Raw genomic sequence first — 10,798 nt, 5'->3', positions numbered from 1 at the left:
CCCGCCAGAGGCAAAAAAGCACTGGCGTTTCCCACCGGACACGCGCCACGGTAATCAGATCATGAGCGCAATAGACACCCTTCCCCCTCTGCGCGAGGTTATCGCGACACATCAGCTCTCGGCGCGCAAATCGCTGGGGCAAAATTTCCTGCTGGACCTGAACCTGACCGCCAAGATCGCGCGTCAGGCAGGCGACCTGACGGAATGCGACGTGTTGGAAATTGGCCCCGGCCCCGGGGGTCTGACTCGCGGCCTGCTGTCCGAAGGCGCGCGCAAGGTGGTCGCAGTCGAAAAAGACACGCGCTGCATCGCCGCTCTGCACGACATCGCCGCCGCCTATCCCGGTCGGCTGGAAGTCATCAACGGTGACGCGCTGGAAATCGACCCTTTGGCGCATCTAACGCCACCGATCCGCATCGCTGCCAACCTGCCTTATAATGTGGGCACCGAGCTGCTGGTGCGCTGGCTGACCCCGCCCGAATGGCCACCGTTCTGGCAAAGCCTAACTCTGATGTTTCAGCGCGAAGTCGCAGAACGCATTGTTGCTCAACCTGGCAGCAAAGCCTATGGCCGCCTTGCGATCCTTGCGCAATGGCGCGCTGAAGCGCGCATCGCCATGTCCCTTCCACCGGGAGCATTCACGCCACCACCAAAGGTGTCTAGCGCTGTAGTGCATCTGACCGCCCTGTCCGAGCCGCGCTATCCGGCGGATGCCCGGATCCTATCGCGTGTCGTTGCAGCGGCCTTCAACCAGCGCCGCAAAATGCTGCGCGCATCGCTCAAGGGCGTAGCCCCGGATATCGAAGACCGTTTGCTCGCTGCGGGAATTCAACCGACAGAGCGGGCTGAACAAGTCCCGCTTGAAGCATTCTGTGCTTTGGCCCGAGAAGTTCAAAATAGCTAACCAGCCAAAAGAAAAAGCCCCGGAACGTACTCCGGGGCTTTATTAATTCTGTGGCGAAAATTACTCAGCCGCTTCCGGTGCATCACCGTTGCCTGCTGGCGTTTCCTCTGCCGCCTCTGGCGCAGCCTTTGGCTTGCGCGTACGCGGGCGGCGTGGAGCTTTTTCTTTTTTCGCTGGTGCCTCAGCGGCCGCAGCAGCGGCATCCTTGCTCTCTGGCGTTTCAACCAGACCGGATTCCGGAGCGGCTGGCTCGGGCGCAAAATCCATCACGTCCGGCTGCGGCGCTTCGGCCGGGTCTGCCTGACGGGCGGCGGCTTCGCGTTCCTGCCGCTCGGCACGTTCGCGGTCACGCTCGGCCTGACGCTCGCGGTTCTGGCGGTCTTGCTCTTCGCGGCGCGCTTCCATTTCGCGCTGTGCCTCGCTCAACAGGCGCAGATAGTGTTCTGCGTGCTGCTGAAAGTTCTCGGCGGCCACACGGTCATTGGACAGCTGGGCGTCGCGCGCCAACTGGTTGTATTTGTCGATAATCTGCTGGGGCGTACCGCGCACCTTGCCTTCAGGTCCCGAGCTGTCAAAAACCCGGTTTACGACGTTGCCCCCAGAGGGACGATTGCGGTTGTTCTTTGCCCGAGAGCGGGATTTGGAAGATCTCATCTACTTTACGTCAGCCTTGTCATTCACTGTCGATCAACTCGCATCCTGCACTGCTCAAACGCTTAGCTGTGACGCGATGTCGACTATTTTGGGCTTGGCGTCCGGGGCCCGCTGAAACAGCGTCAGCCCTCCGACTGATCCTGAGTAAACACGTCCTGTGCGTGCAGACAAGGGGGTTGTCCAAAATTTCGCAGCTTTTTTACATCAATCGGCGTATTTCGGCCTCATGTTGACGCGTTATCGCGGCATTCTGGCAAAAACGACGCGATCACGTCCATCCAGATCGGGGGCGATCCCTGTGGCCGTCAGGCCTGCCGACTCGAATAATGCTGCAACGCTGCGCCCCTGTGTCGGCCCGATTTCTACAAGCAGACGACCGCCCGGTAGCAGGAAATCCGGTGCGCCCGCCGCGATGCGACGGTAAGCGCCCAGCCCGTCCCCCTCGTCCGTCAACGCCAGTCGCGGCTCGTGCTCGCGCACTTCTGGTGAAAGGTCGTCCATTTCCGACAAAGAAATATAGGGGGGATTCGAAACGATCAGGTCAAACTGACCGTCTATATTCTGAAACCAGTCGGATTGCAGGATTTCCACCCGGCTCTGGACCTGATGCTGCACAGCATTTGCGCTGGCTTGCAGGCAGGCGGCCTCGCTCAGATCCGCGCCCACGCCCGAAGCGCTGGTCCGTTCGGCCAACAACGTGATCAGGATACAACCTGATCCGACCCCCAGATCCAGAACATGATCGAACGGTTCGCTGAGCGCGGCTTCGATCAGAGCTTCGGTTTCCGGACGTGGGTCCAACACATCGCGGCTGACGCGGAAGCGTCGGCCGTAAAACTCGCGCTCACCCAACAGATGAGATACCGGCACACGCACCGCACGCAAAGAGATCAGCTGATCATAACGCTCAGCAATCTCTGGTGACAGCTCTTCGGGCGCGATCAGAGTGACCCGGCTGGCTTCGATCCGTGCCGCGTGGGCCAACAAAACCCGGGCGTCTCGCGCCGGGTCGGCCACACCCGCCGCCCGCAGTCGCGCCGTGGCCGAGACCATCGCCTGTGCCGCTGTCAGCGCCGCAATCATTGCGCCATATCCGCCAACAGTCGCGCCTGATCATCAGCGGTCAGTGCATCTATCACCTCGTCCAGATCGCCCTGCATCACCTGATCCAGCTTATAAAGCGTCAGGTTGATGCGGTGGTCTGTCATGCGGCCTTGCGGGAAATTGTAGGTTCTGATCCGCTCGGACCGATCCCCCGACCCCACCTGGCTCGCCCGGTCCGCCGAACGTTCACTGTCGATCCGCTGGCGTTCCTGATCATACAGCCGGGTTTTGAGTACCTGCATCGCAATCTCGCGGTTGCGGTGCTGAGATTTCTCCGAGCTTGTTACCACGATCCCGGTTGGCAGGTGGGTGATCCGCACCGCCGAGTCTGTGGTGTTCACGTGCTGCCCCCCCGCGCCTGAACTGCGCATGGTGTCGATGCGAATATCATTGGCGTCGATCTGGATATCCACATCCTCGGCCTCGGGCAAAACCGCGACCGTCGCGGCCGAGGTGTGAATGCGTCCGCCGCTTTCGGTTTCTGGTACACGCTGCACCCGATGCACACCGGATTCGTATTTCATCCGCGCAAAGACATTCTCGCCCTTGATATGGGCCACGACCTCTTTGATCCCGCCTAAATCCGAGGCCTGTTCTTCGATGATCTCAAATTTCCATCCCCGCGCTTCGGCATAGCGCTGGTACATGCGCAAAAGGTCCCCGGCGAACAGCGCGGCCTCATCCCCGCCGGTGCCCGGTCTGATCTCCAGCATCGCCGGACGTGCATCAGCCGCGTCACGCGGCAACAGTGCCAGTTGCAAGGCGTGTTCGGCTTCGGGAATACGGGTCTGCAACGCCGGTATTTCTTCTTCCGCCAGTTCCTTCATGTCGGGGTCGGCCAACATCACCTCGGCCTCGGCCAGATCGGCCACCAACTGACGCCATGCCATGATCTGATCCACAACCGGTTTGAGGTCGGAATACTCTTTGGCCAAGGCCGCAATATCGCCACCCGACGCGCCATCTGCCATAGCCGCTTCGAGGTACTGGAATCGCTGGGTTATCTGTTCAAGTCGTTCTTCGGGGATCATCCGGGCGGTGTCTATCAATCCGGCCCTTTGGTCAAGGCCCGTCCGTGTGCTAGGCTAATCCACATGAAACGGTTGATACTTGTTTTTACGCTGCTCGTAACGCCTGCCCTGGCCGACGTCGTCGGCCCCGGCGGTAAGGTTCAGGACTGCTATTGCACCGACAAATCGGGAACCCGCGTCGAACTGGGCGAGATGATCTGCCTGCAAGTCGATGGCCGCATGTTCATGGCCCAATGCCAGATGTCCCTGAACGTACCGATGTGGCGCGAGGTGCAGGAGGGTTGCTTGTCCTCAGGGCTGCAACAGAGCAAGCCACTCATCAACACGAGCGCGGTTTACCCCAAAATCTGACCGGCCAAACCTGAGACGAGCATAGATGCGAAGCGTGTCTCCGTCCTGTTGCACTGTCGTGTAGTCCGGAAAGCCGATCACTTTCGTACGTGTGATGTAGGTGATCATCCCTTCATCAACAGACCCGGCCAGAACTGATGTTCGGTCTGAAACGCGTGCGAACGCATCCAGCCGCAGTAGACCATCCGGCCCCGTTTCAACCACGCGGACAACACCTCCATCAAGATCACGGTCCTGATCACCAATCGGTGCCACATGCCATTTTGCCGGGTCTGATGGTGCAAAACGGATGTATGCTCCAAGCAAAATCACCAGAACAACAATCAGCCAAAGCACCATTTTTTTCATCCCCGGACCAGCCCTTCCGCTGACCTTATTCGGATCGCTTTGGCAGACAAGGTGCGAACTCTTTTACCGTGACGTCACGCCCGGCAATATGCACAGCAGCTCAAACAACAGGTTTGCTGCGGTCAGCGCCGTGTTGCCTGACGGATCGTATGGCGGCGACACCTCAACCAGATCGCATCCGACTACTTTCACACCGGACAACGCATGAATCAGCTGCAGCGCTTGCGGCGTGGTCAGCCCTCCGATTTCCGGCGTGCCGGTGCCGGGGGCGTATGCAGGGTCCAGACTGTCAATGTCATAGGTGATGTAGACCGGATGATCTCCAATCGTTTTACGGATTTGCGAGCCTATCTCCGTAAGGTTCTGTTGCCACAGCTCCCACGCTGGGAACTGACGAAAGCCCCAGTCCCTGGCTTCGGTGAAATCGCTGGCGGCGTAACCCGAACCGCGAATGCCAATCTGGAATGTCTTGTCCGGGACAATGAGCCCTTCCTCATAAGCCCGCCGGAAGACGGTGCCGTGGGTTTCACGCTCACCAAACATCTCATCATTTACATCGGCATGGGCATCCACGTGGACCAGCGCCACCGGTCCGTGCTTGGCGGCAATGGCGCGCAGGATCGGCAACGTGATCGAATGATCACCTCCCATCGCAACCGGGATAACCGCTTGATCGAGAATGGAATCATAGCTTTCCTTGATGATCTTCAGGCTTTCGGCCAGCGAAAAGGTATTGATCGCCAGATCGCCGATATCCGCAATCTGTAGGCTATCGAACGGAGCTGCGGAATTGGCCATGTTATAGGGCCGGATCATCGCACTTTCGCTGCGGATCTGTTTCGGCCCGAACCGTGTACCTGACCTCCAAGAGGTGCCGATATCCATCGGGATGCCCAGCACGGCCACATCCAAACCGGCAAGCGAGTCAGCCTGCGGCAACCGCATGAACGTGTTCGGCCCGGAAAACCGCGCCAGATCATTGCCGCTGATCGGTTGGTTAAAGTCTGTCATGCCCGTGTTTCTCCCGTCCGGCTTTTGGTTAATCAGATACCGGAAAGATGGCTAACCAAAAGTTAATCCTTCAACAGCTTGTTCCACCCCAGCAGGCAAATGATCTGCGTCGCCACATGAGCGCCAGCGATGGCCGTCGCTCCGGAAGTGTCATAGGGCGGAGACACTTCGACAACGTCTCCGCCTTTGATGTTAATCCCGGCAATATCGCGCAGAATGATCTGGGTCTGAATCGAGGTCAGACCACCCCAAACCGGAGTGCCAGTGCCGGGGGCAAAAGCCGGGTCCAGCCCGTCGATGTCAAAACTCAGGTAAACCGGGCTGTCGCCGAGGATGCCTTTGATCTTTTGCGCAACAGCGGCGGGGCCGGATTCGTAGACTTCGCGCGCGTCGATGATGTTGACGCCCAGAGTATCCTCGTTGGTCGTGCGGATACCGACCTGAACCGAGCGTTTCGGGTCTACTATCCCTGATTTCACCGCCTTGTAAAACATCGTCCCGTGATCCACGCGGGACATATCATCATCGGCCCACGTATCGGTATGCGCATCGAATTGCAGCAGTGACATCGGCCCGTATTTCTCGGCATAAGCCTTGAGGATTGGGAAGCTGATATAGTGGTCCCCGCCCAGCGTAACCGAGGATACATCAGCGGCCAGAATAGTGCGGATGTGATCGGTCAACGTATCGGGAAAGGCAGGGATATTGGCATAGTCATAAGCCATGTCTCCATAATCCACGATTGCCAGTTCGCTAAGCGCATCGAAGGGCCAGCCGTAGGGCGCATCGGGCGATTGCAAAGCGCTGGCTTCACGAATCGCGCGGGGGCCAAGTCGGGTGCCGGGTCGGTTCGTCACGGCCTGATCAAAGGGCACCCCGGTTACGGCAATATCCACGCCTTTGAGATCCTTGGTGTAGAGACGGCGCAGGAACGATGTCGCGCCGCCAAAGGTGTTTTCGTAGGACAGCCCCTTAAGATCAGGGTTAGTGAAGGCCTCGTCTACCTGATTTTTTGCGTCTTCCAGTGCCATATCTTCCCCCCGATCAGCCCAGCGGCTGCGCCTTTTCGACGATCCGCGCAAAGAACGATGCGCCAACCGGCGCGATCTCGTCGTTGAAGTTGTACTTTGGATGGTGCAGCCCAGCCCCCTCGCCCTGCCCCAGGAACAGATAGGCACCGGGGCGGGATTGCAGCATGTATGAGAAATCCTCGGCCCCCATTTCGCGCCCCATGTTGCCGACCACACGCTCGGACCCAGACACATCACGCGCGACCTCGGCAGCGAAACCGGCCTTTTCACCGTCGTTGATTGTGGCTGGGTAGTTCTTCTCGTAATCCAGCCGCGCTTCGACACCGTAGGAGGTCGCCTGACCATTCACGATCTGTTCCATCCGCTCGATCACCATCTGCTGAACGGTAGGATCGAAGGTCCGCACAGTGCCGTTTATGAAAGCTGTATCCGGGATCACGTTATTCACTGTCCCGGTGTGGATTTGCGTCACCGAGACGACCAGATCGTCCAGCGCATAGTTGTTGCGGCTGACAATGGTCTGGATCGCCTGCGCGATCCCACAGGCCGCCATCACCGGATCGCGGGTTTCGTGTGGCATGGCGCCGTGACCGCCAACGCCCTGAATATGAATTTCAAACGTATCCACCGCAGCCATGATCGGGCCCGGGGTCGTGTGAAACGCGCCCACGGGTAAGTTTGGCGCATTGTGCAGCGCATAAACCTGAGTGATGTCGAACCGGTCCATGATCCCCTCTTCGACCATGACACCGGCACCACCGCCCTCTTCCTCGGCGGGTTGGAAGATCAGGGCCACACGGCCGCGAAAATTCCGCGTCTCGGCCAGATAGCGCGCCGCGCCCAACAGCATCGTGGTGTGCCCGTCATGGCCGCAAGCGTGCATTTTGCCAGGTTTGGCCGAGGCGTACTCGACCCCCGTCTCTTCCGGGATCGGCAGCGCGTCCATGTCGGCGCGTAGACCTATCGTGGGGCCATCACCCTGCCCGTTGATGATCGCCACGATGCCGGTTTGGGCAATCCCTTCGTGCAGTTCATCCACTCCGAACTCGCGCAAACGGTCCGCAACAAACGCCGCCGTTTCATGGCATTCGAACTCCAGTTCGGGGATTGTGTGCAAATGCTGCCGCCATGCGGTCATATCGGCTGAGTAATCGGCAATTCGGTTGACGACGGGCATCTGGGCTGGACTCCTGATCGGGACTGCGGAATGGATGCATCTGACACCGGAACGAAAGGGTTCGCAATGGCTGAAAATCCTCTGATCCATGACAGCGACGCGGGTATTGAGCGCCTGCTGGAAATCATGCGCCGATTGCGCGACCCGGAAACGGGCTGTCCTTGGGATATCGAACAGGATTTCGCCACCATCGCCCCCTACACGATCGAGGAAGCTTATGAGGTCGCCGACGCCATCGAACGCGAGGCCTATGATGAGCTGAAAGGAGAGTTAGGCGACTTGCTGTTTCAGTCTGTCTTCCATGCCCAAATGGCCGATGAAGCCGGGCATTTCACTTTTCAGGACGTGGTTCGGACCATGTCCGACAAAATGGTCGCACGCCATCCGCATGTGTTCGGCGACGAATCCCGTGACAAGTCAGCGGATCAGCAGACGGTGGATTGGGAAACCATCAAGGCGGCAGAACGCGCGGGCAAGGAACAGAAGGGCGCGCTGGACGGAGTCGCAGCCAACTTGCCTGCCCTCTTACGCGCGCACAAACTGCAGAAACGCGCAGCCCGAGTGGGGTTTGACTGGCCGGATGCCAGCCATGTGCTTGCGAAAATCACCGAAGAGGCCGCCGAGCTGGAAGAAGCCCGCGATGCAATGGACGCAGACGCGTTGGAAGATGAATTCGGTGACCTGCTGTTCGTGATGGTTAATCTGGGCCGACATCTGGGCATCGAGCCTGAGGCCGCCCTGCGCCGCACGAACGCCAAGTTTACAAGGCGTTTCGAACAGGTCGAGGCCCGCCTGGCCGATCGTGGAAAATCACCAGCGCAAAGTGATCTGGCTGAGATGGATGCCCTGTGGGACGAGGTCAAAATCGAAGAGCATCGTTCCAATGGCAAACTCCCGCCGGTGGATGCGACGACCGAGGCCTGAAACCGCTGGACAAGTGTGGTGACACTTGCGAGTGTCCGCGCTTCAAGATCCCGGAGGCAAAGCATGGCACCGCGTAAAATCATCATCGATACCGATCCCGGGCAAGACGACGCAGTCGCCATCTTGCTGGCACTGGCCAGCCCCGAAGAGATCGACGTGCTGGGCATCACTGCAGTCGCCGGAAACGTGCCGGTGGAACTGACCGCCAAGAACGCGCGCATCGTTTGTGAACTGGCCGGTCACACGCATATCCCTGTTTATGCCGGGTGCGATCGTCCGTTGAACCGGCCGCTGGTTACTGCCGAGCATGTTCATGGCAAGACCGGCCTTGATGGTCCCGTCCTGCCCGATCCCACGATGCAACTGGCCGACGGCCATGCCGTCGACTTCATCATCGATACCCTGCGCGCGCATGAACCGGGAACCGTGACGCTCTGCCCGCTGGGGCCGTTGACCAACATTGCTACCGCCTTTCAAAAAGCCCCTGACATTGTCGATCGGGTGCAGGAAATCGTTCTGATGGGTGGGGCCTATTTCGAAGTCGGAAACATAACTCCGGCGGCAGAATTCAACATCTACGTCGACCCAGAAGCTGCTGATATCGTGTTTAAATCTGGCGTCCACGTCGTCGTTATGCCGCTGGACGTCACCCACGACGCGCTGGTCACGAAACACCGCAACGACGCCTTCCGCGCGCTTAACAGTAAGGTCGGCCATGCCGTGGCCGAGATGACGGATTTCTTCGAACGGTTCGACATTGAAAAATACGGCTCGGAAGGTGCGCCGCTGCACGACCCGTGCGTGACCGCCTATCTGATCCGTCCAGACCTGTTCTCGGGTCGACACATCAACGTTCAGATTGAAACACAGTCCGAACTGACGATGGGTATGACCGTCGCTGATTGGTGGCGCGTGACAGACCATGCGCCTAACGCGATGTTTATGGGAGAGGTCGACGCTGACGGCTTTTTCGCCCTACTGACCGAACGGTTGGCCCGGCTATGAGCTTGCTGGAACCGGCCGACCCAACTTGGCCAGAACAGGCAAGGATGGAAATACGGCGCTGGCGCGATGCCGAGTTGGCGGGGCTTTTGGAAATTCACCATATTGGATCGACCTCGGTACCGGATTTACTGGCAAAACCAGTGATCGACCTGCTTCCGGTATTTTCCGATTTTGCCAGCCTTGACGCTGCCCAAAGTGCACTAGAAGCGTTGGGTTACGAATGGCTTGGAGAATTCGGACTGCCGGGACGGCGATACGTCAGAATGGACGATCCGACGACGGGGAAACGCATCACACAGGCTCATTGCTACGTGGTCGGCTCTGCCGAGATTACGCGGCACCTTGCTTTTCGAGATGCTCTGCAAGCGGACCCCAACCTTCGCGACGCCTACGCTGCAGAAAAGTATCGATGCGCGATGGCGCACCCACACGACTATCACGCTCATGGCGACTGCAAATCCGGTTGGATCCAGCGCGTCGAAGCCCAAGCATTGGAAGATTACTGATGAGCGCCGCACTGCGCCTTGCCCGCCCCGAAGATCTGGATCGCCTGATGGGGCTAGTCACCGCCTTTCATACCGAGGCTGCTATCCCCCAGGATATGGACCAAACCCGCAATGCGTTGGCCCCATTGCTAGAGGGCATTCCCCATGGCTGCATCTACCTAATCGGCCCGGGGCGTGCGCCGTTGGGCTATGTCATCCTGACCTTCGGCTGGTCGGTCGAATTTGGCGGCATGGACGGCTTTGTAGACGAAATTTACATCCGGCCGGCGGTTCGTGGCCGCGGCATCGCCACCGAAGTGCTGCTTGACCTGCCCAAAGCCCTGGCCGAGGCCGGTTTGACCGCGCTTCACCTTGAAGTCGATCGCACGAATGAAACCGCGCAGAAACTCTATCTACGCACCGGTTTCAAACCGCGCGATCGCTATGTGCTGATGAGCCGAAAGCTCTAGGATGGATAATTACTTATAGGCGTCGCCGCCCGTTCCCCCGTGAAGACCCTAGCGGGCTTCACCGTGATAGATGTATGTTGGCGACTCCATACCCAATACTGGGTCACTTGCAGACACCGGATCCCCGGTGATCGGATAAGTACCCGGCCCTGCGCAGGCCGCCAAAAAAACAGTGCTGATCACCGAAGCTACGAGAAGGAATTTCGAACCAGTCATTTCGTTCTCCTTTCTGTAATGCAGGCACATTACGAAAGACAGGGACCGAACAAATAGGTAAAAGTTCACACAAAATTGAATTTATGC

At 58.8% G+C, this 10,798-nt stretch carries 14 protein-coding genes; 6 read left to right on the top strand and 8 right to left on the bottom strand.

The genetic code is table 11. The features are described from left to right. The first annotated feature begins 61 nt into the window (after positions 1 to 61). A complete protein-coding gene (gene rsmA, locus ACR0AK_RS05940) occupies positions 62 to 904 on the top strand; it encodes a 16S rRNA (adenine(1518)-N(6)/adenine(1519)-N(6))-dimethyltransferase RsmA (protein WP_480792694.1) in 843 nt (280 codons plus the stop codon). Between the two features lie 60 nt (positions 905 to 964). Here the strand turns inward: rsmA and ACR0AK_RS05935 are convergent, their stop codons facing one another. From ACR0AK_RS05935 to prfA, 3 genes are all read right to left on the bottom strand, one after another. Beyond that, complete coding sequence (locus ACR0AK_RS05935) at positions 965 to 1,558, bottom strand: DUF4167 domain-containing protein (RefSeq protein WP_170556913.1); 594 nt, start codon at positions 1,556 to 1,558, stop codon at positions 965 to 967. Between the two features lie 237 nt (positions 1,559 to 1,795). Beyond that, positions 1,796 to 2,641: a peptide chain release factor N(5)-glutamine methyltransferase gene (gene prmC / locus ACR0AK_RS05930; protein ID WP_480792693.1), complete on the bottom strand. Its 846-nt coding sequence runs from the start codon at positions 2,639 to 2,641 to the stop codon at positions 1,796 to 1,798. Then, positions 2,638 to 3,693, bottom strand: a complete 1,056-nt coding sequence (prfA, locus tag ACR0AK_RS05925; protein WP_480793639.1) for a peptide chain release factor 1 — start codon at positions 3,691 to 3,693, stop codon at positions 2,638 to 2,640. Before prfA ends, prmC begins: the two co-directional genes overlap by 4 nt. A 63-nt stretch (positions 3,694 to 3,756) precedes the next feature. On the opposite strand from prfA, the gene ACR0AK_RS05920 reads away from it, so the two are divergent. Next, complete coding sequence (locus ACR0AK_RS05920; protein ID WP_082637102.1) at positions 3,757 to 4,044, top strand: hypothetical protein; 288 nt, start codon at positions 3,757 to 3,759, stop codon at positions 4,042 to 4,044. On the opposite strand, the gene ACR0AK_RS05915 is transcribed toward ACR0AK_RS05920, so the two are convergent. The 4 genes from ACR0AK_RS05915 to ACR0AK_RS05900 all read right to left on the bottom strand — a co-directional run bounded on the left by ACR0AK_RS05915 (position 3,985) and on the right by ACR0AK_RS05900 (position 7,611). Next, a complete protein-coding gene (locus ACR0AK_RS05915) occupies positions 3,985 to 4,392 on the bottom strand; it encodes a DUF1499 domain-containing protein (protein WP_058278155.1) in 408 nt (135 codons plus the stop codon). The two genes, ACR0AK_RS05920 and ACR0AK_RS05915, sit on opposite strands and share 60 nt — an antisense overlap. Before the next feature lie 63 nt (positions 4,393 to 4,455). Then, positions 4,456 to 5,403: an agmatinase gene (gene speB / locus ACR0AK_RS05910; RefSeq protein ID WP_480792692.1), complete on the bottom strand. Its 948-nt coding sequence runs from the start codon at positions 5,401 to 5,403 to the stop codon at positions 4,456 to 4,458. 62 nt (positions 5,404 to 5,465) lie between these two features. After that, the gene (speB, locus tag ACR0AK_RS05905) at positions 5,466 to 6,434 is read right to left on the bottom strand and encodes an agmatinase (protein WP_170556905.1); all 969 of its coding nucleotides are present in this window, start codon (positions 6,432 to 6,434) and stop codon (positions 5,466 to 5,468) included. Positions 6,435 to 6,447: 13 nt separating this feature from the next. Then, positions 6,448 to 7,611 carry a M20 aminoacylase family protein gene (locus ACR0AK_RS05900; RefSeq protein ID WP_480792691.1) on the bottom strand — a complete coding sequence of 388 codons (1,164 nt, stop codon included), beginning with the start codon at positions 7,609 to 7,611 and terminating at the stop codon, positions 6,448 to 6,450. A gap of 66 nt (positions 7,612 to 7,677) precedes the next feature. On the opposite strand from ACR0AK_RS05900, the gene mazG reads away from it, so the two are divergent. The 4 genes from mazG (at position 7,678) to ACR0AK_RS05880 (ending at position 10,495) form a co-directional block, all read left to right on the top strand. After that, positions 7,678 to 8,535, top strand: a complete 858-nt coding sequence (gene mazG, locus ACR0AK_RS05895) for a nucleoside triphosphate pyrophosphohydrolase (protein ID WP_480793638.1) — start codon at positions 7,678 to 7,680, stop codon at positions 8,533 to 8,535. Between the two features lie 63 nt (positions 8,536 to 8,598). After that, the gene (locus ACR0AK_RS05890) at positions 8,599 to 9,540 is read left to right on the top strand and encodes a nucleoside hydrolase (RefSeq protein WP_480792690.1); all 942 of its coding nucleotides are present in this window, start codon (positions 8,599 to 8,601) and stop codon (positions 9,538 to 9,540) included. Then, the gene (locus ACR0AK_RS05885; protein ID WP_480792689.1) at positions 9,537 to 10,046 is read left to right on the top strand and encodes a GrpB family protein; all 510 of its coding nucleotides are present in this window, start codon (positions 9,537 to 9,539) and stop codon (positions 10,044 to 10,046) included. The genes ACR0AK_RS05890 and ACR0AK_RS05885 overlap by 4 nt, the downstream gene beginning before the upstream one ends. Beyond that, entirely contained in the window at positions 10,046 to 10,495 is a 450-nt protein-coding gene (locus tag ACR0AK_RS05880) for a GNAT family N-acetyltransferase (RefSeq protein WP_170556894.1), read from the top strand. Before ACR0AK_RS05885 ends, ACR0AK_RS05880 begins: the two co-directional genes overlap by 1 nt. A 48-nt stretch (positions 10,496 to 10,543) precedes the next feature. On the opposite strand, the gene ACR0AK_RS05875 is transcribed toward ACR0AK_RS05880, so the two are convergent. Further along, a complete protein-coding gene (locus tag ACR0AK_RS05875) occupies positions 10,544 to 10,711 on the bottom strand; it encodes a hypothetical protein (protein ID WP_170556892.1) in 168 nt (55 codons plus the stop codon). Positions 10,712 to 10,798: the final 87 nt, after the last annotated feature.

The organism is Ruegeria sp. BI12 (assembly GCF_056537985.1).
This window is presented reverse-complemented; position numbering and strand designations above follow the sequence as displayed.